This is a genomic window from Alsobacter ponti, assembly GCF_024294805.1.
Lineage (GTDB): Bacteria > Pseudomonadota > Alphaproteobacteria > Rhizobiales > Beijerinckiaceae > Alsobacter > Alsobacter ponti.
This window is the reverse complement of the sequence record NZ_JANCLU010000003.1, coordinates 38,148-62,069: the sequence shown is the minus strand read 5'-3', so window position 1 is coordinate 62,069 and position 23,922 is coordinate 38,148. Positions and strand designations below refer to the sequence as shown.

General features: G+C 70.6%; 20 protein-coding genes. 11 read left to right on the top strand and 9 right to left on the bottom strand.

The features are described 5' to 3' along the window. Nucleotides 1-47: 47 nt before the first annotated feature. The 4 genes from iolE to otnK all read left to right on the top strand — a co-directional run bounded on the left by iolE (nucleotide 48) and on the right by otnK (nucleotide 3,755). Entirely contained in the window at nucleotides 48-947 is a 900-nt protein-coding gene (iolE, locus tag NK718_RS04115; RefSeq protein ID WP_254738902.1) for a myo-inosose-2 dehydratase, read from the top strand. Nucleotides 948-973: 26 nt separating this feature from the next. Then, nucleotides 974-1,774 (top strand): 5-deoxy-glucuronate isomerase, encoded by an 801-nt coding sequence (gene iolB / locus NK718_RS04110; protein WP_254738900.1) that lies wholly within the window; start codon nucleotides 974-976, stop codon nucleotides 1,772-1,774. A 64-nt stretch (nucleotides 1,775-1,838) separates the two neighbouring features. Further along, the gene (gene otnC / locus NK718_RS04105; RefSeq protein WP_254738898.1) at nucleotides 1,839-2,480 is read left to right on the top strand and encodes a 3-oxo-tetronate 4-phosphate decarboxylase; all 642 of its coding nucleotides are present in this window, start codon (nucleotides 1,839-1,841) and stop codon (nucleotides 2,478-2,480) included. Between the two features lie 9 nt (nucleotides 2,481-2,489). Then, the gene (gene otnK, locus NK718_RS04100) at nucleotides 2,490-3,755 is read left to right on the top strand and encodes a 3-oxo-tetronate kinase (RefSeq protein ID WP_254738896.1); all 1,266 of its coding nucleotides are present in this window, start codon (nucleotides 2,490-2,492) and stop codon (nucleotides 3,753-3,755) included. A gap of 283 nt (nucleotides 3,756-4,038) precedes the next feature. Here the strand turns inward: otnK and NK718_RS04095 are convergent, their stop codons facing one another. Continuing rightward, nucleotides 4,039-4,968 carry an SMP-30/gluconolactonase/LRE family protein gene (locus NK718_RS04095; protein ID WP_254738894.1) on the bottom strand — a complete coding sequence of 310 codons (930 nt, stop codon included), beginning with the start codon at nucleotides 4,966-4,968 and terminating at the stop codon, nucleotides 4,039-4,041. Nucleotides 4,969-5,175: 207 nt separating this feature from the next. On the opposite strand from NK718_RS04095, the gene NK718_RS04090 reads away from it, so the two are divergent. The 5 genes from NK718_RS04090 (at nucleotide 5,176) to NK718_RS22130 (ending at nucleotide 10,713) form a co-directional block, all read left to right on the top strand. Next, the gene (locus NK718_RS04090; RefSeq protein WP_254738892.1) at nucleotides 5,176-6,666 is read left to right on the top strand and encodes an ABC transporter substrate-binding protein; all 1,491 of its coding nucleotides are present in this window, start codon (nucleotides 5,176-5,178) and stop codon (nucleotides 6,664-6,666) included. A 32-nt stretch (nucleotides 6,667-6,698) separates the two neighbouring features. Beyond that, entirely contained in the window at nucleotides 6,699-7,646 is a 948-nt protein-coding gene (locus tag NK718_RS04085; RefSeq protein WP_254738890.1) for an ABC transporter permease, read from the top strand. Further along, nucleotides 7,643-8,521, top strand: a complete 879-nt coding sequence (locus NK718_RS04080; RefSeq protein ID WP_254738888.1) for an ABC transporter permease — start codon at nucleotides 7,643-7,645, stop codon at nucleotides 8,519-8,521. Before NK718_RS04085 ends, NK718_RS04080 begins: the two co-directional genes overlap by 4 nt. Nucleotides 8,522-8,523: 2 nt before the next feature. Next, nucleotides 8,524-10,146: an ABC transporter ATP-binding protein gene (locus NK718_RS04075; RefSeq protein WP_254738886.1), complete on the top strand. Its 1,623-nt coding sequence runs from the start codon at nucleotides 8,524-8,526 to the stop codon at nucleotides 10,144-10,146. 183 nt (nucleotides 10,147-10,329) lie between these two features. Then, nucleotides 10,330-10,713 carry a BrnA antitoxin family protein gene (locus NK718_RS22130; protein WP_254738884.1) on the top strand — a complete coding sequence of 128 codons (384 nt, stop codon included), beginning with the start codon at nucleotides 10,330-10,332 and terminating at the stop codon, nucleotides 10,711-10,713. 6 nt (nucleotides 10,714-10,719) lie between these two features. Here NK718_RS22130 and NK718_RS04065 read toward each other — a convergent pair whose 3' ends face one another. The 5 genes from NK718_RS04065 to NK718_RS04045 all read right to left on the bottom strand — a co-directional run bounded on the left by NK718_RS04065 (nucleotide 10,720) and on the right by NK718_RS04045 (nucleotide 17,991). Continuing rightward, complete coding sequence (locus tag NK718_RS04065) at nucleotides 10,720-12,711, bottom strand: bifunctional 2',3'-cyclic-nucleotide 2'-phosphodiesterase/3'-nucleotidase (protein WP_254738882.1); 1,992 nt, start codon at nucleotides 12,709-12,711, stop codon at nucleotides 10,720-10,722. A 96-nt stretch (nucleotides 12,712-12,807) separates the two neighbouring features. Beyond that, on the bottom strand, nucleotides 12,808-13,434 hold the full coding sequence (locus NK718_RS04060) for a sarcosine oxidase subunit gamma (RefSeq protein WP_254738880.1): 627 nt from the start codon (nucleotides 13,432-13,434) through the stop codon (nucleotides 12,808-12,810). Then, nucleotides 13,427-16,417 carry a sarcosine oxidase subunit alpha family protein gene (locus tag NK718_RS04055; RefSeq protein WP_254738878.1) on the bottom strand — a complete coding sequence of 997 codons (2,991 nt, stop codon included), beginning with the start codon at nucleotides 16,415-16,417 and terminating at the stop codon, nucleotides 13,427-13,429. Before NK718_RS04055 ends, NK718_RS04060 begins: the two co-directional genes overlap by 8 nt. Then, nucleotides 16,414-16,731 (bottom strand): sarcosine oxidase subunit delta, encoded by a 318-nt coding sequence (locus NK718_RS04050; RefSeq protein WP_254738876.1) that lies wholly within the window; start codon nucleotides 16,729-16,731, stop codon nucleotides 16,414-16,416. Before NK718_RS04050 ends, NK718_RS04055 begins: the two co-directional genes overlap by 4 nt. Nucleotides 16,732-16,740: 9 nt before the next feature. Beyond that, nucleotides 16,741-17,991, bottom strand: a complete 1,251-nt coding sequence (locus NK718_RS04045) for a sarcosine oxidase subunit beta family protein (protein WP_254738874.1) — start codon at nucleotides 17,989-17,991, stop codon at nucleotides 16,741-16,743. Nucleotides 17,992-18,200: 209 nt separating this feature from the next. Here NK718_RS04045 and NK718_RS04040 point away from each other — a divergent pair, with 209 nt between their 5' ends. Both NK718_RS04040 and NK718_RS04035 read left to right on the top strand, forming a co-directional pair. Continuing rightward, nucleotides 18,201-18,932 carry an SDR family NAD(P)-dependent oxidoreductase gene (locus tag NK718_RS04040; protein ID WP_254738872.1) on the top strand — a complete coding sequence of 244 codons (732 nt, stop codon included), beginning with the start codon at nucleotides 18,201-18,203 and terminating at the stop codon, nucleotides 18,930-18,932. A 79-nt stretch (nucleotides 18,933-19,011) separates the two neighbouring features. Then, nucleotides 19,012-19,533 carry a 2,4'-dihydroxyacetophenone dioxygenase family protein gene (locus tag NK718_RS04035; protein WP_254739307.1) on the top strand — a complete coding sequence of 174 codons (522 nt, stop codon included), beginning with the start codon at nucleotides 19,012-19,014 and terminating at the stop codon, nucleotides 19,531-19,533. Here NK718_RS04035 and NK718_RS04030 read toward each other — a convergent pair. From NK718_RS04030 to fdhF, 3 genes are all read right to left on the bottom strand, one after another. Continuing rightward, nucleotides 19,523-20,776 carry an MFS transporter gene (locus tag NK718_RS04030; protein ID WP_371877216.1) on the bottom strand — a complete coding sequence of 418 codons (1,254 nt, stop codon included), beginning with the start codon at nucleotides 20,774-20,776 and terminating at the stop codon, nucleotides 19,523-19,525. The genes NK718_RS04035 and NK718_RS04030 overlap by 11 nt on opposite strands. A gap of 85 nt (nucleotides 20,777-20,861) precedes the next feature. Beyond that, nucleotides 20,862-21,077, bottom strand: coding sequence for a formate dehydrogenase subunit delta (locus tag NK718_RS04025; protein ID WP_254738868.1), 216 nt, complete (start codon nucleotides 21,075-21,077; stop codon nucleotides 20,862-20,864). Continuing rightward, nucleotides 21,074-23,917, bottom strand: coding sequence for a formate dehydrogenase subunit alpha (gene fdhF, locus NK718_RS04020; RefSeq protein WP_254738866.1), 2,844 nt, complete (start codon nucleotides 23,915-23,917; stop codon nucleotides 21,074-21,076). The genes NK718_RS04025 and fdhF overlap by 4 nt, the downstream gene beginning before the upstream one ends. Nucleotides 23,918-23,922: the final 5 nt, after the last annotated feature.

Below are 23,922 nucleotides of genomic sequence, written 5' to 3'. Positions count from 1 at the left end.
CACTTCATTGAACCCAAGTACGCACCGAACCAACTGGACACACGAGCATGGCAATCCGCATCGGCGCCAACCCCATCGGCTGGTCGAACGACGACCTCCTCGAAATCGGCGGCGACACGCCGCTGGAGGTCTGCCTCGCCGAGGCCCGCGAGGCGGGGTTCGAGGGCATGGAGCTGGGCAACAAGTTCCCGCGCAAGCCGGCGGCGCTGAAGGCGGCGCTGGACCCCTACGGCATGGACCTCGTCGCCGGCTGGCACTCGGTGGACCTGCTCAACCGCTCCGCCATCGACGAGTTCGCCGCCGCGCGCGACCACATCGAGCTGCTCAAGGCGATGGGCTCGAAGGTGTTCATCATGGCCGAGACCTCGAACGCCATCCACGGCGACCGCTCCGTCCCGCTGTCGCGGCGGCCGGTGCTGGAGGCAGACGATTGGTCGGAGTACGGCCACCGCGCCACCGCCTTCGCCGACCGCGTGCTCGAGGAGGGGTTGCGCGTCGTCTATCACCACCACATGGGCACGATCGTGCAGAGCGAGGCGGACATCGACGCGCTGATGGCGGCCACCGGGCCGTCGTTCCACCTGCTGCTCGACACCGGCCACGCCACCTGGGGCGGCGCCGACCCGGCGCGCCTCGCCCGCAAGTACCGCGACCGCATCAGCCATTTCCACGCCAAGGACGTCCGCAAGGACATCATGGAGAAGGCCAACGCGGGCGACTGGAGCTTCCTCGACGCCATTCTCGGCAAGGGCGACGAGCTGGGCGTCTACACCGTGCCGGGCGACGGCATGGTCGACTATGTCGCCGTGTTCCGCGAGCTGCCCGGCTACTCCGGCTGGGTGGTGGTGGAGGCCGAGCAGGACCCCAAGAAGGCCAACCCGCTCGCCTACGCCAAGCGCGGCGTCGCCCATCTCAAGGCCGCGCTGAAGACCGCCGGCCTCGCCTGAGGCCCGGCCGCCGGAGAGGAGCCGCCATGCCCAACCTGCTCGTCCACCCCGCCAGGCCGGACGCGGCCGGCCGCGTCCACGCCATCACGCCGCAATCGGCCGGGTGGACCTATGTCGGCTTTGAGGTCTACGACCTCGCGCCCGGCGCCTCGGTGACGCGCCCCACCGGCGCGACCGAGGTGTGCCTCGTGCTGGTCTCCGGCCGCGCCCGCATCGTCGCCGGCGGCCAGGACCTCGGCGTGCTGGGCGGGCGGGCCTCGCCCTTCGAGGGCAGCCCGTCCTCCGTCTACGTGCCGCCGGGCGCGGAGTGGACGGCGACCGCCGAAGGAGCGTGCGAGCTGGCCGTGTGCGCCGCGCCGGCGAAGGGCGGCAAGCCGGTGCGCGTCATCGGCCCGGACGAGGTGGGGCAGGAGACGCGCGGCAAGGGCACCAACACGCGCTACGTGCGCAACATCCTGCCCGACAGCTCCCCGCACGCCGAAAGCCTGCTCGTCGTCGAGGTCATCACGCCGGGCGGCCACTGGTCGAGCTACCCGCCCCACAAGCACGACGTCGACGACCCGCCGCGCGAGACCTACCTCGAGGAAACCTACTACCACCGGCTGGCCCGGCCCGGCGGCTTCGCCGTGCAGCGCGTTTACACCGACGACCGCTCGCTGGACGAGACGATGGCGGTGGGCGACCGCGACGTGGTGCTGGTGCCGCGCGGCTACCACCCCGTCGGCGCGCCGCACGGCTTCGACCTCTACTACCTCAACGTCATGGCCGGCCCGGTGCGTCAGTGGAAGTTCACCATGGCCCCCGAACACGCCTTCCTGACGTTCTGAACGCGGCTTGGTGCCGGCGTCGTTCTGGGGCAGTGTGGCGGCGCCACGCGACAGGGGAGGGCGCATGAGCCGCGACGCCGCGCTGAGGGAGGAGATCTGCCGGGTCGGCCGGAGCCTGTTCGACCGCGGCTACACGGTGGGCTCGGCCGGCAACATCTCGGCGCGGCTCGACGACGGCTTCCTCATCACCCCGACCGACGCGTGCCTCGGCCGCCTCGACCCGGCGCGGCTGGCGCGGCTCGACGCCGCCGGCGCGCAGCTCTCCGGCGACCGCGCCTCCAAGACCATCCTGCTGCACCGCGCCATCTACGCGGCCGACCCCACCGTGCGCGGCATCGTCCATACCCACTCGACGCACCTGGTGGCGCTGTCGCTGACGCCGGGCGTCGACCCGGCCAACCTCGTGCCGCCGCTGACGCCCTACCACGTGATGAAGGCCGGCCGCATTCCGCTGCTGCCCTATGCGCGCCCGGGCGCGCCGGAGACGGTCGCACTCGTCACGCCGCACGTGCGCACCTGCCGGGGCGTGATGCTGGCCCGCATCGGCCCGACCTTCTGGCACGAGACGGTCTCCGCCGCCGCGGCGGCGCTGGAGGAGGCGGAGGAGACCGCCAGGCTCGTCTTCCTGACGCGCGGCGCGCGCCTGCCGCCGCTGGACGAGAGCCGGATCGACGAATTGCGCGAAGCCTTCGGCGCGCGCTGGTAGGAGATTTCGATGCTGCTGGGTGTGATCGCCGACGACCTCACGGGCGCGACCGACGTGGCGCTGATGCTGGCCCGCGAGGGCATGCGCGTGGTGCAGACCGTGGGCACGCCCGCTTCCGCCGCCGCGCTGCCGGACGCCGACGCCGTGGTCGTGTCGCTGAAGTCGCGCACCAACCCGCCCGACGAGGCGGTGGCGTGGTCGCTCGCCTCCTGCGAGGCGCTGCTGGGGGCGGGCGCGCGGCAGATCCTGTTCAAGTATTGCTCGACCTTCGATTCCACCGACCGGGGCAATATCGGCCCGGTGGCGGAGGCGTTGATGGCGCGGCTCGGAGCCGCCTACACGATCGCCTGCCCGGCCTTCCCCGCCAACGGGCGCTCGGTGTATCAGGGCCACCTCTTCGTCGGCTCCGCGCTGCTCTCCGACAGCCCGATGAAGGATCACCCGCTGACGCCGATGCGCGACGCCAACCTCGTGCGCGTGCTCGGCCGCCAGACGCGCCTTCCGGTCGGCCTCGTGCCGTACCAGACCGTGGCCAAGGGCGCGGCGGCGACGCGCGCGGCGTTCGAGGCGCTGGCCAAGGACGGGGCCGCCATCGGCGTCGCCGACGCCGTGACCGACGCGGACCTGCGCACGCTGGGCGAAGCCTTCGATGGCGCGCCGCTGCTGACCGGCGGCTCCGGCATCGCGCTCGGGCTGCCGGAGAATTTCCGCCGGGCCGGCCTGCTGCGCCCGGCCGCTGCGGCTGCGCCGTTCGCGGCCCCGCGCGGCCTCTCGGCGGTGCTGGCGGGAAGCTGCTCGGCGGCGACGCGCGGGCAGGTGCGCGACGCCGAGGAGCGCGGCGTGCCGGCCTTCGCCATCGACCCCGTGGCGCTGGCGGAAGGCCGCCTGAGCGCCGCCGACGTGCTGGCCTGGGCCAAGCCGCGGCTCGGCGCGACGCCGGTGCTCGTCTACTCCACCGCCGAGCCCGAGGCGGTGCGCGCCATCCAGGAGCGGTTCGGCCGCGAGGCGTCCGGCGCGATGGTCGAGCGGTTGCTGGGCGAGGTGGCGCGAGGGCTCGTCGAGGCCGGCGTCTCGCGCCTCGTCGTGGCCGGCGGCGAGACCTCCGGCGCGGTGGTCGGCGCGCTGGGGGTGACGATGCTGGAGATCGGCCCCGAGATCGACCCGGGCGTGCCATGGACTCTCGCCGCCGACGGCCACCGCATCGCGCTGGCGCTGAAGTCCGGCAATTTCGGCGGGCGCGACTTCTTCACGCGGTCGCTTTCCATGCTGGACTGAGCCGCCGGCGTCGGAATTCGACCCGAAGTTTCGATCGCGTTTCGGAAATGTCGATCGCGGCGGTTTTCCGCGCCGAATTCGGCCCGAATGCGCGGCCGAAGACGGGTTCTTTCGCGACGGTTCCTAGGAACTCGCCGGCGCGTCCGGGGAACGCGCCGGCCCGTTCAAGCATTGACGGGGCATTCGAAGGGAGAGCCTCGCCATGAACAGCGTCATCTATATCGTCGGACTTATCGTCGTCGTCATCGCGGTCCTGTCGTTCTTCGGCCTGCGCTGACGGTCGTCAGTAAGTCTTCGCTCCACGGACGAGCGTGTAGTAGCTGTACAGCGAAGTCGTTCCACAGATGAACAGTCGGTTCCGGCGCAGCCCGCCGAAGCAGACATTCGCGACGACTTCGGGCACGCGGATTTTTCCGATCAACGTGCCGTCCGGCTCGTAGCAATGGACGCCGTCTGCCGCCGACGTCCAGATTCGCCCGTCCTCGTCGACCCGAAACCCATCGAACAACCCGGCGGTGCAGGTCGCAAAGACCTCGCCGCCCTTTAGCTTGCCCCCCTCTCCGACGTTGAAAACGCGGATATGGCGCGGCCCGTCCTCGACGTGGGTCGCTCCCGTATCGGCGATGTAAAGCTTTGATTCGTCAGGCGAAAACGCCAGGCCGTTGGGGCGCTCGAAGTCGTCCGCGACGAGCGCGACGTCGCCCGAGGCGGGGTCGATGCGGTAGACGTTGCAGCGGCCGATCTCGCTCTCGGCGCGCTCTCCCTCGTAGTCCCAGTCGATGCCGTAGGCCGGGTCGGTGAACCACACCGAGCCGTCGGATTTCACGACTACATCGTTGGGAGAATTGAGCTTTTTACCCTGGTAGCGGTCCGCCAGCACGGTGATCCTGCCGTCGAACTCGGTCCGCGACACCCGCCGTCCGAGGTGCTCGCAACTCACCAGCCGCCCCTGCCGGTCGACCGTGTGGCCGTTGGTGTTGTTGGAGGGCTCCCGGAACACCGACACGCTGCCGTCGGTCTCGTCCCACCGCATGATCCTGTTGTTGGGGATGTCGGACCATACAAGATATCGCCCCGCGGCGAAGTAGGCCGGCCCCTCCGCCCAGCGGCAGCCGGTGTAGAGCCGCTCCAGCTTGGCGACGCCGTTCACCAGCGCCGCGAACCTCTTGTCGATAACCTCGAAGGGGGGCGCGCCGAGTTGCGCTTCGGACATGACGTTCCTCCAGACAATTTCTCGCGCCCGGCCAGACCCGCCGCGCCGCGCCGCCGCACTCTGGCCTCCCCGCCCCGGCGCGGCAAGTGGTGTCCCGGTTGACCTTTCGCCCCCGCCGCACGCGCCGGTCTCCCTCGACGAGACGCTCAGCTTGCGTCTAGATAAGCGCACGGCCCGCAGACGCCGCGCGCAGGGGAGATCGCCGCCATGTTGACCCGCAGGACCTTCGTCACCGGCTCCGTCGTCGTCGCATCGACGCTCTCCGCGCTGCCGGCCTGGGCCGCGGCCCGAAAGGACGTGATCGTGGGCGTTCGCCTCGAGCCGCCGCACCTCGACCCCACCGCCGGCGCGGCGGCGGCGATCGGCGAGATCGTCTACGCCAACGTCTTCGAGGGCCTGACCCGCATCGACCGCAACGCCGGCGTGAAGCCCGCTCTGGCCGAGAAGTGGGACATCTCGGCGGACGGAAAGACCTACGTCTTCACCCTGCGCAAGGGCGCGACCTTCCACGACGGCGCGCCGTTCACCGCCGAGGCGGTGAAGTTCTCCTACGACCGCGCGCGGGCGGCCGACAGCGTCAACCCCCAGAAGGCCCTGTTCGAACCCATCGAATCCGTCGACGTCGTCGACGCGAACACGGTGAAAGTGACCTTGAAGCGGCCCACCGGCCTGTTCCTGTGGAACATGGGCATGCCCGCCGCGGTGATCCTGTCGCCGGCCAGCGCCGCCGACGCCAAGACCAAGCCCATCGGCACCGGGCCGTTCAAGTTCGAGCGTTGGTCCAAGGGCACCAGCCTGGAGCTGACCAGGAACCCGAACTACTGGGGCCCGGCGATCAAGCTCGACAAGGCGACGTTCAAGGTCATCGGCGATTCGCAGGCCTCGTTCGCCGCGCTGATGGCCGGAGACGTCGACGCCTTCCCGATCTATCCCGCGCCCGAGGTGCTGGACCAGTTCCGCGCCGATCCGCGCTTCAAGGTCGTCGTCGGCAACACCGAGGGCAAGACGATCATGGCCATGAACAATGGCCGCAAGCCTTTCGACGACATTCGCGTGCGCCGGGCGATCTCGATGGCGGTCGACCGCAAGGCGGTGATCGACGGGGCCATGTACGGCATCGCCAAGCCGATCGGCTCGCACTTCGCGCCGCAGGACCCAGGCTATGTCGACCTGACCGGCAAGTACCCCTACGACATCGCCAAGGCGAAGGCGCTGCTCAAGGAGGCCGGCGTCGCCGAGGGGACGAAGATGAAGCTCGTCCTGCCGCCGCCGGAATATGCCCGCCGCTCCGGCGAGATCATCGCCTCGCAGCTCAAGAAGGTCGGGATCGAGGCCGAGATCGTGCCCATGGAGTGGGCGCAGTGGCTCTCCGACGTCTTCAAGCAGAAGAACTACGACCTGACGATCATCTCGCATGTCGAGCCGCTGGACCTCGATATCTATGCCCGCGACGACTACTACTTCGACTACAAGAGCCAGGCCTACCGGGCGCTGATGGCGGAGCTGAGCGTCACGCTGGACCAGGCCAAGCGGCTCGAGCTCTACGGCAAGGCGCAGACGATGCTGGCCGACGACGCCGTCAACGTGTTCCTCTTCCTGCTGCCCAAGAGCGGCGTCTGGAACGCCAAGCTCAAGGGCCTGTGGGAGAACGTGCCGATCCCGTGTAACGACCTTACCGAGGTCGCCTGGGAGGACTGACCGCGGCCGGCTGACGCGAACGGAGCGTCGCGATGCTGGACTTCGTGCTGCGCCGGCTGGCCGGCCTGGCGATGACGCTCGCAGCAGCGAGCGTCGTCGTGTTTCTCGCCATGGAGGTGCTGCCGGGTGATCCGGCGGAGGTGATGCTCGGCACCAACGCGCGGCCGGATACCGTGGCCGCCCTGCGCCAGCAGATGGGACTGAACCGACCGGCCTTCGACCGCTACGTCGAGTGGACGACGGGCATGCTCCACGGCGAGTTCGGCACGAGCTACACCTATTCCACCTCCGTGCGCGAACTCGTCGCCGAGCGGGTGCAGGTGTCGCTGCCGTTGGCGCTGCTGGCGCTCGCGCTGACGACGCTGATCGCCATCCCGGTCGGCGCGATCGCCGCCGCCCGCCGCAACAGCGCGGCCGATCTCGGCATCATGGGCGCGACGCAGATCGGCATCAGCGTGCCGAACTTCTGGTTCGCGATGCTGCTGGTGCTGCTGTTCTCGATCACCTTGCGCTGGCTCCCGGCGGGCGGTTTCCCGGGCTGGGCGGCCGGGCCTTGGCCGGCCCTGCGCGCGCTGGTCCTGCCGGCGGTGGCGCTGGCGCTGCCGCAGGCCTCGATCCTGGCCCGCGTGATGCGCTCTTCGCTCCTGGAGACGCTGAGCGACGACTATGTCCGCACGGCGCGCGCCAAGGGGCTGAGCGCCGGCCAGGCGCTGCGCCGCCACGCGCTGCGCAACGCGCTGATCCCCGTGCTCACCATCATGGGGCTGCAGTTCTCCTTCCTCCTGGCGGGCACCATCATCATCGAAAACGTCTTCTACCTGCCGGGGCTCGGCCGGCTGGTCTTCCAGGCGATCAACCAGCGCGACGTGATCGTGGTGAAGAGCGTGGTGATGCTGCTCGTCGCCAGCGTCATCCTGGTGAACTTCGTCGTCGACCTCGCCTACGCGGTGGTCGACCCGCGCCTGCGGAAGCGTCGATGAGCGCGGCGGGGAATGAACCGGCCCTCTCCTGGCGGCCCGAACGCTTCGCGAGCCGGGCGCTGCGGCATCCGAGCTTCGTGGCCGGCATGGCCGTCGCCGCCGTGGTGGCGCTGATGGCGGCTCTGTCGCTCGTCTGGACGCCCTACGACCCCACCGCCATCGACATCCCCGGCAAGCTCAGGCCGCCCTCTCTCGAGCACTGGCTGGGCACCGACCAGTACGGGCGCGACACGCTGTCGATGATCATGCGCGGCGCGGTAACCTCGATCGCCGTGAGCTTCGTGGCCATCGGCATCGGAGCCGGCGTCGGCGTGCCGCTGGGCCTGCTGGCCGCGCAGCAGCGCGGCGGCGGCGTCGACCAGGCGATCATGCGCGTCAACGACTTCATCTTCGCCTTCCCGGCGCTGCTCATCGCCATCCTGCTGCGCGAGCTGTTCGGCCCGGGGACGCTCAACGCCATGATCGCCATCGGCGTCTTCAACGTGCCGGTGTTCGCGCGCGTGGCCTACGGCGCGGCGTTGCCGCTGTGGACGCGCGACTTCGTCATGGCGGCGCGCACCTCCGGAAAGGGGCCGACGCTGATCACCGTCGAGCACATCCTGCCCAACCTCGTCGGCGTGCTGATCGTGCAGGCCACAATTCAGCTCTCGCTCGGCATCCTGGCCGAAGCCGCGTTGTCCTATATCGGGCTGGGCGTGCAGCCGCCCAATCCGAGCTGGGGCCGCATGCTCAACGAGGCGCAGACGCTGATGGCGCTCGCTCCGCGCCTCGCGCTGATCCCCGGCTTCGCCATCATCGCCACGGTGCTCGGCCTCAACCTGCTCGGCGACGGTTTGCGCGACCTCGCCGATCCGCGCCTCGCCCGGGAGCGCTGAGCGTGCCGGACCTGACGATCGAGAACCTGGAGCTGGAGATCCACGGCATTCCCGTGCTGCGCGGCGTCTCGGTCGAGGTGCGGCCCGGCCGCGTGACGGGGCTGGTGGGCGAGTCGGGCTCAGGCAAGTCGATGACGTCGCTCGCCGCCATGCGCCTGCTGCCGCGTGGGTCCGTGACGCGCGGCCGGATCGACTTCGGCGGACGCGACCTGCTCGGCCTCGGCGAGCCGGAGATGTGCCGCGTGCGCGGCCGCGAAATCGGCATGGTGTTTCAGGAGCCGATGACAGCGCTCAATCCGCTCAGGACGATCGGCGACCAGGTGGCCGAGGGCTTTCGCCTGCATCTCGGCCTGGGGCGCGACGAGGCGCGCGAGCGGGCCCGCCTCGTGCTGGAGCGCGTCGGCATGCCCGCCTCGCGCGTGCCGCCGACCCGCTACCCGCACGAGCTCTCCGGCGGCCAGCGCCAGCGCGTCGTCATCGGCATGGCGGTCGCGCTGTCGCCTGGCCTCGTCATCGCCGACGAGCCGACGACGGCGCTCGACGTGACGACGCAGGCGCAGGTGCTGCGACTGCTGCGCGACCTCGTGGCGCAGGACGGGGCCGGGCTGCTGCTGATCAGCCACGATCTCGCGGTGATCGGCGCGATGGCGGACGAGATCGCGGTGATGCGGCGCGGCGAAATCGTCGAGCAGGGCCCGGCCGCCAGCTTCTTCCGCAGCATGCGGCACCCCTATTCCCGGGCCCTGCTGGCGGCGTCGAGCCACGCGCCGGCGCGCGAGCCGTCGCCGGCCGGCGCGGAGACGGTGCTGGACGTCGACGGGGCGGTGCGCGACTACACGCTGCCGCGCACGCGCCTGTTCGCGCCGGCCCCACGCCTTCGCGCGGTGGACGGGGTGAGCTTCGCCGTCCGGCGTGGCGAGAGCGTCGGGCTGGTCGGCGAGTCCGGCTGTGGAAAATCGACGCTGGCGCGCGCCATCCTCGGACTCGAACCGGTGCAGGGCGGGGCGATCCGCCTGATGGGGGAGAGCATCGCCGGTCTGGCGGCCGAGGCGCGACGCCGCTTTCGCCGGCGCGTGCAGATCGTCTTCCAGGACCCCTTCGGCTCCTTCGATCCGCGCCACACGGCGGGGCGCATCGTCGGCGAGCCGCTGCATTTGCTGCGCGGCGAACTCGCCGCGGGCGAGCGGGAGGCCCGTGTCGCGGCCGCGCTGGAGGAGGTCGGCCTGTCGGCCGCCGACGCGGCACGCTATCCGCACGAATTCTCGGGCGGGCAGCGCCAGCGCCTCGCCATCGCCCGCGCGCTGATCACGCGGCCGGACCTGATCGTGCTCGACGAGCCGGTCTCGGCGCTGGACGTCTCCATCCGCGCCCAGGTGCTCGACCTTCTCGCCGGCCTGCAGGCCCGGATGGGGCTGACCTACCTGTTCATCTCGCACGACCTCGGCGTGGTGCGGGCCATCACCGACCGCGTGCTGGTGATGCAGAAGGGCCGCGTGGTCGAGGAAGGCCCGACGCAAGACGTTCTCGACCGGCCAAGCCATCCCTATACCAAGGAACTGGTCGCCTCCGCGCTGCACCTGGCCGAGACACTGGCCGACCGCGCCGCTTCCCAAGCCGCCGATTGATTCCATCGGGCCGGCTTCCGGACTTCAACGCCGAAGTCTCCATTGCGACCGGTCTTCGACCCGTCGTAGTTTCTATTTGCCGGATACTGATCCGGGCGTTTTCCATCACACGCTCGTGCGACCAATTTTCGCGTCGCGCGTTATCTTTGTCGATCTGTCGACCTTCATTCGCAAGGAAAACACGTGCCGCGGGACAGCAGCCCGAAGGAGCTTCGCGGAGACCTGCATCTCCCGTCCGTCTGGGACGGGCCGCTGCCGCGCATCGTCGGCGGCGCCGACCTTCAGGCGCTTCCCGCCCCAGAACCCGAAACAGCCCGCGACGACGTCGACGACGAGATCCGCTCCGTTGCCCGAGTCCCGGCCGACGACGATTTGAGCTTCTCCGTCCCGGTCGCGCCGGAGCCGCCGAGGGCCGCCGAGCCGGCCAAGCCCGCCGCCGAGCGGGTCACGGTGGCCATTGACGCCGACATCGTGGCGTTCTTCCGCGCCGCCGGGCAGAACCCGGAGCGGCGCATCAACGAGGCGCTCCGGGCCTTCGTGCGGGCCATGGAGCCCGACAGGGACTGACCCGGGTCAGGCCCCCGTTTCTAGGGCGAACTTGGAAAACCCGCCGGGCGCGTCGCCGAGCGGTTTCACGCGCAAGCCCTTGGGAATCGCCTTTGCGGCCTGCGGCGCGCTGACAAACGTCACCTTCACGCCCGGAGGCAGCGGCGCGATACGCCAGTTGTTGTCCGCCACGGGGTCGATGACCTTCTGGGCCACGATGTAGCGCACGATCACGTCGCGGTTGGTGTCCGGGGCGTCGATGACGATGGTCTTGCCGTTCGCGCCGGGGAAGTTGCCGCCGCCGCCCGCGCGGTAATTGTTGGTGGCCACGAGGAACGAGGCCTTGTCGTCGATCGGCTGGCCCTTGTAGCGCAGGTCGACGATGCGATGCGCGTCCGGCGCGATCACCTTGCCGTCCTCGCCGTAGCGCGAGGGCTGGGTGACGTCGATCTGGTACGTGACGCCGTCAATGATGTCGAAGTTGAAGGGCGGGAACGCGGGGTTGATCAGCTCCTGCTCGTCGGTGCGGGCGGGGTCGATGCGGTTGAACAGCCCGGCCGAGCGCTCCAGCCACTCGCGAACCTCCGCGCCGGTGACTTTCACCGCGCGCACGGTGTTGGGGTAGAGATAGATGTCGGCCACGTCCTTGATGGCGACCGGGCCGGCCTTCACGTCGGTGTAGTAGTCCGGCCCGCCACGCCCGCCCGCCTTGAAAGGCGCCGCGGCGGAGAGCACCGGCAGGTCCTTCAGCGCCGGATCGGTCGCGGCGAGCTGCGACACGTACCAGGTCTGCGCCAGCGAGACGATCTGCACCGACGGGTCGTCGGTGACGAGCGCGAAGAACGAGTTGATCGGGTTCTTGGCCTCGCCGACGGGCTGGCGGACATAGTCGAGCGTGCCTTCGTGGTCGCCCCGCACGGCTTCGACCACGGCGGGCGCGTCCTTGACGAGGGCGACGACGGCGCGGTCCTTGCGCTCGTAGATGGGCCGGGCCTCGGAGCGGAAACCGGCGACGCGCCAGCCCTCGTCCGACTTGGCGAGCTCGAGGTCGATAACGCCGAGGTGGCTGCCCCAGAAGCCGGCCATCACGGTCGGGACGCCGTGCAGCGTGCCCTTTTCGGCATCGACGCCCGGAATGCCGGCGAAATCCTTGCCTGGGAACACCTTGTGCTGGTGGCCCGTGAATATCGCGTCGATGCCCGGCACGCGGGCGAGGTGCAGCGCCGCGTTCTCCTCGCCGCCCTTGCGCTCGCCGCCTTCGATGCCGGAGTGGCATAGCGCCAGCAGCACGTCGCATTGGCGGCGCAACTCGGGCACGTGGCGCTGCGCGGCCTCGACGATGTCGAGCGTCGTCACCTTGCCGGCGAGATGGCCCTGGTCCCACTGCACGATCTGCGGCGGCACGAAGCCGATCACGCCGACGCGCAGGCGCTGCTTGCCGCCGGAATCGTCCTCCACCTCGCGGTCGAACACCATGAACGGCCTCACCAGCGGCGTGCCGTCGGCCTTGATCGCGTTGGCGCAGACGAACGGGAACTTGGCGCTGCCCAGCGAGAATCCGAGAAAGGACAGGCCGTAGTTGAACTCATGGTTGCCCAGCGTGGCGCACACATAGTCCAGCGTGTTCATGCCGGCGAACATCGGGTGGACGTCGCCCGCTTTCATGCCCCGCTGGTAGGCGATGTAGTCGCCCATCGGGCTGCCCTGGATGAGGTCGCCATTGTCGAACAGCAGCGGGTTGGGATGCTCGGCGCGGGCCGCCGCGACCAGGCTGGCGGTGCGGGAGAGGCCGACCGTGTCGTCCGGCTTGTCGCGGTAATAGTCGTAGGGCAGCACGTTGACGTGCAGGTCCGTCGTGGCCATCAGCCGCAGTCGGACACGCGCCGCCTGGGCGTGCGCCGGCTCCGCTCCGAAGGCCGCCGCGCCCAGGGCCGCGCCGACGCCCACCACCACGTCGCGCCGCGTGACGCCGGGGGCGCCGCCACAAGCGGGGGTTGGGACGGACGAGGTGTCGGACATGTTGGCCTCCGGGCTCAGGCGTGTGTTGTCACGCGCCCCGAAGAATAACGCAACACCCCCGTGGAACGCAGCATCGAGGTGGATGCTAGGCGGATTTCAGCGCACTTCGAGCCCGAATTCCGCCGCGCTCGCCTCCAGCCAATGCCAAAAACTGCCGGCGAATCCCCGCGCGACCAGCAGGTCGTATGTGGGCGCGGCGTCGACCTGCCAGAGCTGCACGTCGATCAGCGCGCACCATGTGGAGGCGGCGTCGCCGGGTCGGAAGGCGCGTGGATGCAGGTCGAGCGCGAGGCCCTTGGCCAGGGCGTCGCGCACGCGCGGCCCGGAGAGGCGCAGCGCGCCGCGCGCGTCGCTCTGGTCGGTGACCGAGGCGAGGCCCGCCAGCGCGCCGCGCAGGGCGTCGGCGAGCCCGTCCGCGCCGCCGGCGGTGAGCGGGTGGCCCTTCTCGGCGACGGCGAGCCACTGCCCGGGGCCGGACCACACGACGGCCAGTCCGTCTTTCGCCGTGCGGCGCGGCGTCGAGGCGGGCTCGACGCCAAAGGAGGCGCGGCAGGCGGCGGCCAGGTCGGCTGCGCGGCCTTTTCGGGCGATCACGGTGGCCAGCGCCAGCCCGCGAAGCTCCTCGACGACGACTCCGGCCGGGCCTTCGGCGCGGCCGTGGCGGCCGTGGCGGGCCAGCGCCGCGAAGGCGGAGAGGGGTGGTGACAGGGCGATCTCAGCCACGCAGGCGCTCCCCTTGCGGATCGTAGAAGCAGGGCGCGCACAGCGTCACCGGCGTGTCGCGCCCGCGCACCGCGTCCCAGGCGCGCACCGTCTCTCCGATGCGCTCGGGCCCGTGCTTCATGAGGCCGAGGCCGATCCAGCCGCCGGCATGCGCCGACCACGCGGCGGCGGTGACGTAGCCGAGGTCGTTCTCCATGCTCGCCGCCGCGCCGACGTCGAGGAAATGCGCGCCGGCCGAGACGCGCACGGACGGGTCGGCCGACTTCCAGCCGACCAGCGCCGGGCGGTCCGGCGCGACCAGCGCCGGCCGCTGCGCCATCACGCGGCCGATGAAGTCCTTCTTCGTCGAGACCATTTTCTGCAGGCCGAGGTCGCGCGCCGTCGTCTGGCCGTTGAGCTCGCCGCCGGCGACGTGGCCCTTCTCGATGCGCATGACGTTGAGCGCCTCGAGGCCGTAGGGAGCGACGCCGAGATCGCGCCCCGCCTCCATCAACGCCCGCGCCAGCGCCTCACCGTAGGAGGAGGGCGCGCCGATCTCGTAGGCCAACTCGCCGGAGAAGGAGATGCGGAACAGCCGCCCGCGCACGCCGCCGGGCAGCGTCACCGGAAGGGCGGCCATGAACGGGACGGCTTCGTTCGACACGTCCTCCGCCACCACGCGCGCCAGCAACTCCCGCGAGCGCGGCCCCGCGACGGCGAACTGCGCCCATTGCTCGGTGACGGAGACCGCCTGCGCGTCCAGCTCCGGCCACAGCCATTGCAGCGCGAACTCGATGTGCTGCATCACCTTGCCGGCGTTGGCGGTGGTGGTGGTCATGAGATAGTGCTCGGCCCCGAGCCGGGCGGTGGTGCCGTCGTCGAACACGAAGCCGTCCTCGCGCAGCATCAGCCCATAGCGCGCGCGGCCCACGGGCAGCGTGGAGAACGTGCCGGTGTAGAGCCGGTCGAGCAGCGCGGCCGCGTCCGGCCCCTGGATGTCGATCTTGCCGAGCGTGGAGACGTCGCATATGCCGACCGCGCCGCGCACGGTCGCGACTTCGCGGGCGCAGCTCTGCATCCAGTCGGTCTCGCCGGGGCGGGTGAACCATTCGGCGCGCAACCAGACGCCGCTCTCGACGAAGGACGCGCCCTGCTCGGCCGCCCATGCGTGCGCGGCGGTGCGCCGCGTCGGCCGGAATTCCTTGCCCCGGTGGTGGCCGCCCATCGCGCCGAACGAGACCGGCGTGTAGGGGGGGCGGAACGTCGTCGTGCCCGTCTCGGCCATGCCCTGGCCGCGCAGCCCGGCCAGAATGCCGACCGCGTTGACGCCCGACGTCTTGCCCTGGTCGGTCGCCATGCCGAGCGTCGTGTATCGCTTGGCGTGCTCGACCGAGCGGTAGCCCTCGCGCTCGGCGAGTTCGAGGTCGGCGTCGGTGACGTCGTTCTGGAAGTCGACGAACGCCTTGCCCTTGCCGGTGGGCCCGCGCCACAGCGTCGCGGCGGCGGCGCTTTCCGGCCAGGCGACGGGCGGCGGCGCGTCCGTGCCCTCGAAACCCGCGGCGCGCGCCGCCTCAAGGCCGAGCCGCCCGCCGGTGGCCAGGCACTCGCGCAACGTCATGCCTCCGGCGGCCGCGCCCGCGACGCTCATGCCGGGCGGCGGCGCGCCGGGACGGTAGGCCCCCAGCGCCTCGTCCCAGACCGGCCTGCCGCCGAGATGCGAGGTGAGGTGCAGCGTCGGCGACCAGCCGCCGGACATGGCGACGAGGTCGCACTCCAGCGTCGTCTGGAACAGCGGCGTGCGGATGTCGACCGCCTGGATCGATGTGCGGCCGTGCACGGCCGTGATCGCCCCGTCCGGATAGAAGGGCGCTCCGAGCTCCTGGACGGCCTCGCGCAACGCGTCGGGCGGCTCGCGGCGCGCGTCGACCCAGGCCGCCACAGTGACGCCGCCCGCCGCCAGCTCCCGCGCCGTGCGCAGCGCGTCGTCGCCGGTCGAGAACACCACGGCCTCGCGGCCGGCCGCCACGCCGTAGCGGTGGGCGTAGGTGCGCACCGCGCCGGCCAGCATCACGCCCGGGCGGTCATTGCCCGGGAACACCAGCGGACGCTCGATGGCCCCCGCGGCGAGCACGCATCTCTCCGCCACGAATCGCCACAGGCGCTGGCGTGGCTCGTACGCGGGCGGCGTGGCGACGTGGTCGTTGACGCGCTCCACCGCCCCATAGGCGCCGTGATCGTAGGCGCCGAACACCGTGGTGCGGCGGAAAATGCGGACCTCGGGCGCGGCCTCCAGCTCGGCCTCGGCCAGCGCCGCCCACTCGAGCGCCGGCCGCCCGTCGATCGTCTGCGCTTCGGCGAGCAGCCGGCCGCCGAGCCGGAAATCCTCGTCGGCGAGGATCACGCGCGCACCGGTGCGCGCGGCGGCCAGCGCGGCCGCCAGCCCGGCCGGGCCGCCGCCAACCACCAGAACGTCGCAATGCGCCGTCGCCTTCTCGTACCGGTCGGGGTCCGGCGCTTCGGCGGCGCGGCCGAGGCCGGCGGCGCGGCGGATCATCGGCTCGTAGAGCTTTTCCCACAGCGCCGCGGGCCACATGAACGTCTTGTAGTAGAACCCGGCCGAAAGGATGGGCGCGGCGAGCTGGTTGAGGCTCATCAGGTCGAAGCGCAGCGAGGGCCAGCGGTTCTGGCTGGTCGCCTCCAGCCCGTCGTAGAGCTCCGCCACGGTGGCGCGGGTGTTCGGCTCGCGCCGCGCCCCGGCGCGCAGCTCCACGAGTCCGTTCGGCTCTTCCGGCCCGGCCGAGAGCAGGCCGCGCGGCCGGTGGTACTTGAACGAGCGGCCGACGAGCCTCACGCCATTGGCGAGCAGCGCCGAGGCGAGCGTATCGCCGGGATGGCCGGCGTAGCTTCGCCCGTCGAAGCTGAAGCGGATCTCCGTCGAACGGTCGATCAGCCCGCCGGCGGGGAGGCGAAAGGGCAGGGGGCTCGGCGTTTCGGAGCGAGTCATGACGCGGCGTCACGGGCGACGAGGGAGGGTCGGGCCAGCGCCGCGGCGCGCGCGTCCTCCACCGAAAAGATGGCGTGGGTGGAGATGTCGCGCGTCACCACCAGCCAGGCGCGGCAGCCGTGCACGTGCTGCCAGAGTTCGCGGTGCCGCCCGGCGGGGTTGTCGCGAAGATAGACGTAGTCCATCCACCGCTCGAACTCCGGCGCGCCGGGCCGCGCCGCGCCGGCGTCATCCGGCCGGCGCACGGTGGCGTCGCCGAGATAGGCGAATTCCTCGTTGCCGCGTTCGCCGCAGTGTGGGCAGGTGATGCGCATGCCGGGCCCTCAGTGCAGATTGGGCTGCGCGCCGGAGCCCTTTTCGTCGATCAGCGCGCCGGTGGCGAACCGATCGAGGCGATAGGCGGCGTTGAGGGGATGGGGCTCGTCGCGGGCGATGGTGTGGGCGAAGCACCAGCCGGAGGCCGGCGTGGCCTTGAAGCCGCCGTAGCACCAGCCGCAATTGAGATACAGGCCTTCGACCGGCGTTCGGTCGATGATCGGCGAGCCGTCCATGCTCATGTCCATGATGCCGCCCCAGTGGCGCAGCACCCGCAGCCGGCCGAGCGAGGGGATCAGCGCGAAGCCTTCCTCCATCACGTCCTCGATGGTGGGGAGGTTGCCCCGCTGGGCGTAGGAGTTGTAGCCGTCGATGTCGCCGCCGAACACGAGGCCTCCCTTGTCGGACTGGCTGACGTAGAAATGCCCCGCCCCGAAGGTGACGACGTGGTGCAGCAGCGGCTTGACGCCCTCCGAGACGAAGGCCTGGAGCACGTGGCTCTCGATCGGCAGCCGCAGGCCGGCCATCGCAGCCACTTGCGAAGTGCGGCCGGCGCAGGCCAGGCCGACCTTCTTCGCCCCGATGAAGCCGCGCGTGGTTTCGACGCCGATTATGCGCCCGCCCTCGATCCGTATCCCTGTGACTTCGCAGTTCTGGATGATGTCGACGCCGCGCTGGTCGGCGGCGCGGGCATAGCCCCACGCCACGGCGTCGTGTCGCACCGTGCCGCCGCGACGCTGCAGCAGGCCGCCCTTGATGGGGAACCGCGCATGGTCGAAATCGAGAATGGGAACGAGAGCGCGGACCTGCTCGCGGTCGAGCAATTCGGCGTCGACGCCGCACAGCCGCATGGCGTTGCCGCGCCGCGCGTAGGCGTCGCGCTGGCTGTCGGTGTGGCAGAGGTTCAGCACGCCGCGCTGGCTGACCATCGCGTTGTAGTTCAGGTCCTGCTCCAGCCCTTCCCAGAGCTTCAGCGACCACTCGTAGAACGGCGTGTTGCCGGGCAGCAGATAGTTCGAGCGGACGATGGTCGTGTTGCGCCCGACATTGCCCGAGCCGAGATAGCCGCGCTCGACCACGGCGATGTTGCGCAGCCCATGCACCTTGGCGAGGTAGTAGGCGGTGGCGAGGCCGTGGCCGCCGCCCCCGACGATGACCACGTCGTAAGCCGGTTTGGGATCGGGCTCCCGCCAGGCCGGACGCCAGCCCCGCTGCCCGTTGAACGCTTCCCGCAAGACGGAAAATATCGAATAGCGCACGCGCCTGCCGCCCCCGCCGCGTCCGAGCCCATGGCCGCGACCGAGCCAGCAAAGAGGGCGGCGCGGCGGGTGTCAACAGGCCTCGGCGGATGCGGCCGCCGGCGCGGGCGTGGCTGGCGTGAAATGGCGGCTCTGGCGTGGGCCTGCCGCGCTTGCCACCGACGCGGGTCGCGTCCTAAACCGGTTGAGGCGGGTGGACGGAGCAGAAGATGACAGGCGAGGACGGCACGGGCACGGGCAAGGTCGCGCTGGTGACCGGAGGGACGCGCGGCATCGGCGAGGGAGTCGCGCGCGCCCTGGCCGAAGCGGGCTGGCGCGTGCGCGCCGGCGGCATCTCGCTGGAGGAGATCGGGGGCTTTGCGGCGCACCCCTCGATCGACCCGATCCTCCTCGATGTCACCGAGCAGGCCTCGGTCGACGCGGCGCTCGCCGGCTGCGAACGGCTGGATCTTGTGGTCAACTGCGCCGGAATCCTGCTGCGCGACGGCGTCGAGTTCACCATGGACGGATTCGAGCGCACGATCGCGGTCAACCTCACCGGCACCATGCGCATGTGCCTGGCGGCCAAGGACAAGCTGGCCGCGTCCGGCGGCTCGATCGTCAACACCGCCTCGATGCTGTCCTTCTTCGGCTCCCCCTACGTGCCGGGCTACTCGGCCTCGAAGGGCGGCGTGGCGCAACTCACCAAATCGCTGGCGGCGGCGTGGGCGCCCGAGGGCGTGCGCGTCAACGCCGTCGCGCCGGGCTGGATCGCCACGGAACTCACCCGCCCGCTGGTCGAGAGCGGCGAACGCTCCGACGCCATCCTGGCGCGCACGCCGATGGGCCGCTGGGGCGAGCCGCGGGATGTCGCGGGCGTGGTGCTCTTCCTCGCCTCCGACGCCGCCCGCTTCGTCACCGGAGCGGTGCTGCCGGTGGACGGGGGCTATCTGACGGTTTGAAGCCGCGGCCCGGCCGCGCGGGAGGATCCACATGGACGACAGGACAAAGCCCAGCGACGCCGCCGCCAACCGCGCCGGCATGACCGAGACGGCGGACGAGAAGCGCGTTCCCTACCGCCACCCGCAGCCCGAGTTCTCCCCCCCGGAAATCGTCATTCCCGACGCCGTGCCGCGCGACGAGCGCGTGTGGGTGCCGCAGGCGGAGAACGTCTGGTTCCGGCCGCTGTGCCTCTCGGCCTCGCGCGGCTACTGGCAGAACATCCTGCGCGTGCGCAAGTCCGGCGTGCTGTCGCGCCACCGCCATCCGCAGCCGGTGCACGGCTTCGTGCTCAAGGGACGTTGGCGCTACCTCGAGCACGACTGGGTGGCGACCGAAGGCGGTTACGTCTACGAGGCCCCCGGCGAGACCCACACTCTGGTCGTCGACAGCGACGTCGAGGAAATGATGACGTTGTTCCAGGTCAACGGCGCGATGATCTATGTCGACCCGGATGGCAAGGTGCAGGGCTACGAGGACGTGTTCACCAAGATCGAGATGTGCAAGGCGCACTACGCGAAGGTGGGCCTCGGGGCCGACTACGTCGAGCGTTTCATCCGCTGACCACGCGGTTTCTGGCCGCGCTCAGGTCCGGGATGAACACGGCGAGGAGGCCCAGCGCCGGCAGGAAGGCGCACAGCCGGAACACGAAGGTCAGGCTCGTCATATCCGCGAGTTCGCCGAGCACCGCAGCGCCGAGGCCGCCCAGGCCGAAGGCGAAGCCGAAGAACACGCCCGAGACGAGCCCGACCCGTCCGGGCAACATCTCCTGCGCGTAGACGAGGATGGCCGACGAGGCCGACGCCAGCACCAGGCCGATCACCACGGTCAGCGCCACCGTCGCGGCGAGGCCCACATAGGGCAGAGCCAGCGTGAAGGGCAGCACGCCGAGGATCGAGAACCAGATCACGAACCGTCGCCCGAACCTGTCGCCGATCGGCCCGCCCACCAGCACGCCCACGGCCACCGAGCCGAGAAACACGAACAGCAAAAGCTGGGCGTTGCGCACCGACACGTCGAACGTCTCGATCAGGTAGAACGTGTAGTAGGTGCCCAGGCAGGCCATATAGAAGAACTTCGAGAACAGCAGCGTCACCAGGATGACGAGCGTGCGCGTGATCTCGCCGCGCGTCAGGTTCGGCCGGGTGGCCTCGACGGGCTTGCGCGCGCCCGCCGCCACGGCCCGCCGATGGGCGGCGTACCACGAGCCGACGAAGGCGAGCACGCAGATGCCCGCCAGCGCCACCAGCGAGAACCACGCGATGCCGCGCTGGCCGCCCGGCAGCACGATGAACGCCGCCAGCAGCGGCCCCGCCGCCGTGCCCGCGTTGCCGCCGACCTGAAACAGCGACTGCGCCAGCCCGTGCCGGCCGCCTGAGGCGAGCCGCGCCACCCGCGACGCCTCGGGATGGAACACCGCCGAGCCCGCCCCCACCAGCGCCACCGCCACGATGAGCCAGCCGAAGCTCGACGCCCACGACAACAGCAGCAGGCCGACCAGCGTGAAGCTCATGCCCACCGGGAGCGAATAGGGCATCGGCCGCCGGTCCGTGGCGATGCCCACGAGCGGCTGCAGCATCGAGGCGGTGAGCTGGAAGGCGAGCGTGATGATGCCGATCTGCCCGAAGTCCAACCTGAAATCGTCCTTCAGGATCGGGTAGATCGCCGGGATCAGCGACTGCATCACGTCGTTCAGGAAGTGCGACAAGCTGATCGCCAGCAAAACCCTGAACACCGTCGTCTCGCCGGCGCGGGCTGAAGGGGCGGCCGTCGCGGCACGGTCGGTGGAAGCGGTCACGCGGGGGATCCTGAGCGATAGGGAGAAGCCATGGATACGGCGGCGGTGCCGCCGCGAAAAGCGGAATTGCGCGTCGGCGCCGCGCGAAAACGTCTCAGGCCGGCTGGCGCAGCCGCGCCGCCGCCTCGCGCACCAGCGGGTCGAACCCCTCGCCGCCGGCGTCGAGATGCTCGAGCAGCTTGCGCCGCATGCGCGGGTCCCAGAACTGGCGGACATGCTGCGCCACGCCCGCCACGGCCTCCTCGTGCGGGAAGGAGCGGAAGAAGTCGGCGATCTGGTTCGCCATGGTGAGCATCCGCTCCGTCGTCATTCGGCGGCCTCCGCGCCGCGGTCGACCCGCGTCAGTTCTTCCTCTTCCACGCGGTGGCGCTCCTGCCAGCTCGAGAGATGGTTCGTGCGCCGCACCTCGACCGCCGTGACTTTGTATTCCGGACAGTTGGTCGCCCAGTCCGAGTAGTCGGTGGTCACCACGTTGGCGCCGGTCACGGCGTGGTGGAACGTCGTGTACACGACGCCCGGCTGCATCCGGTCCGTCAGCAGGGCGCGCAGCGAAATCTCGCCGGAGCGCGAGGTCAGCGACACGAGGTCGCCGTCGCGGACGCCGCGGCTCTCCGCGTCGAACGGGTGGATCTCCAGCACGTCCTCGTCGTGCCACACGAGGTTGGCCGTGCGCCGCGTCTGCGCGCCGACATTGTACTGGGTGAGGATGCGCCCGGTGGTCAGGATCAGCGGGAAGCGCGGGCCGGTGCGCTCCTGCGTCGGCACGAACTCGGTGATCATGAACTGGCCCTTGCCGCGCACGAAGCGGTCGACATGCATGATCGGCGTGCCTTCCGGCGCGGCGTCGTTGCAGGGCCACTGCACCGAGCCCAATTCGTCCAGCCTGGCGTAGCTGACGCCGGCGAAGGTGGGCGTGAGCCGCGCGATCTCGTCCATGATCTCGGAGGGGTGAGTGTAGGCCATGGGGTAGCCGAGCGCCTCGGAGAGCGCCATCGTCACTTCCCAGTCCGCCATCCCCGCGAGGGGGGCCATCACCTTGCGCACCCGGCTGATGCGCCGCTCCGCGTTGGTGAAGGTGCCGTCCTTCTCCAGGAAGGACGATCCGGGCAGGAAGACGTGCGCGTACTTCGCCGTCTCGTTGAGGAAGATGTCCTGGATGACGACGCACTCCATCGCCATCAGGCCGGCGACGACGTGCTGCGTGTTGGGGTCGGACTGGGCGATGTCCTCGCCCTGGATGTAGAGGCCCTTGAACGCCCCGTCGACGGCCTCGTCGAGCATGTTGGGGATGCGCAGGCCGGGCTCCGCCGACAACTCGCGGCCCCACAGCGCCTCGAACATGTCGCGCGTGGCGTCGTCGGAGACATGCCGGTAGCCGGAGAACTCATGCGGGAACGAGCCCATGTCGCATGAGCCCTGCACGTTGTTCTGCCCCCGCAGCGGATTCACGCCGACGCCGTCGCGGCCGATATTGCCGGTGACCATGGCGAGGTTGGCCATGCCCATGACCATGGTCGAGCCCTGGGAGTGCTCGGTGACGCCGAGGCCGTAATAGATCGCCGCCGCCCCGCCCGTTGCGTAGAGCCGCGCGGCGGCGCGCACCTCCTCGGCCGGCACGCCGGTAATGGCCTGCGTGGCCTCCGGCGAATTGCGCTCCTCGGCGATGAAGCGCGCCCACACCTCGAAATGCTGCAGGTCGCAGCGTTCGCGGACGAACGCCTCGTCGACAAGACCCTCGGTGACGACGACATGGGCGAGCGCGTTGATCAGCGCCACGTTGGAACCGGGCAGCAATTGCAGGTGATGGTCGGCGCGAACGTGCGGCGTCTTCACCAGGTCGATGCGGCGCGGGTCGGCGACGATCAGTCGCGCGCCGGCGCGCAGGCGTTTCTTCAGGCGGGAGGCGAAGACGGGGTGGCCGTCCGTCGGGTTGGCGCCGATCACCAGCACCACGTCGGAATGATCGACGGAGCGGAAGTCCTGCGTGCCGGCCGAGGTGCCGAAGGTCTGCTTCAGCCCGTAGCCCGTCGGCGAGTGGCAGACGCGGGCGCAGGTGTCGACGTTGTTGGTGCCGAAGCCGGCGCGCACCAGCTTCTGGACCAGGAAGGTTTCCTCGTTGGTGCAGCGCGAGGAGGTGATGCCGCCGACGGCGTCGCGCCCGTATTGCGCCTGGATGCGCCGGAACTCGCCGGCGGCGCGGCCGATCGCCTCCTCCCAGCTCACCTCGCGCCACGGGTCGGTGATCCGGTCGCGGATCATCGGCTTAACGATGCGGTCCTTGTGCGTGGCGTAACCCCAGGCGAAGCGGCCCTTGACGCAGCTATGCCCCTCGTTCGCCTTGCCGCCCTTGAACGGGACCATGCGCACGACGCTCTCGCCCTGCATCTCGGCCTTGAAGGCGCAGCCGACGCCGCAATAGGCGCAGGTAGTGACGACCGAATGCTCGGGTTGGCCCGCCTCGATGACGCTCTTCTCGATCAGCGTCGAGGTGGGGCAGGCCTGCACGCAGGCCCCGCACGACACGCACTCCGATCCGAGGAAGTCGGTGCCGCCCGGCGACACGGCGCTGCCGAAGCCTCGTCCCTCGATGGTGAGCGCGAACGTGCCCTGCACTTCCTCGCAGGCGCGCACGCAGCGCGAGCAGACGATGCACTTGGTCGGGTCGAAGCTGAAATAGGGATTGGAGGCGTCGGTCTCCGCTTCGAAGTGGTTGGCGCCGGCATAGCCGTAGCGCACGTCGCGAAGGCCCACGACGCCGGCCATGTCCTGCAACTCGCAGTCGCCGTTGGCCGGGCAGGTGAGGCAGTCGAGCGGGTGGTCGGAGATGTAGAGCTCCATCACGCCCCGGCGCAGCCGCGCCAGGCGCGGCGTCTGGGTGTGGACCTTCATGCCGGGCTCGACCGGCGTGGTGCACGAGGCGGGCGTGCCGCGCCTTCCCTCGATCTCCACGAGGCAGAGCCGGCACGAGCCGAACGGCTCCAGCATGTCGGTTGCGCAGAGCTTCGGGATCTGCGTGCCCATGGACGCGGCGGCGGCCATCACCGACGTGCCCTCGGGCACGCTGACGGCCACGCCGTCGATGGTGAGGCTGACCCTACGGTCCGCCACGCGGATGGGGGTTCCGGTGTCGAGTTCCTTGATCAGGCCCATGGCGG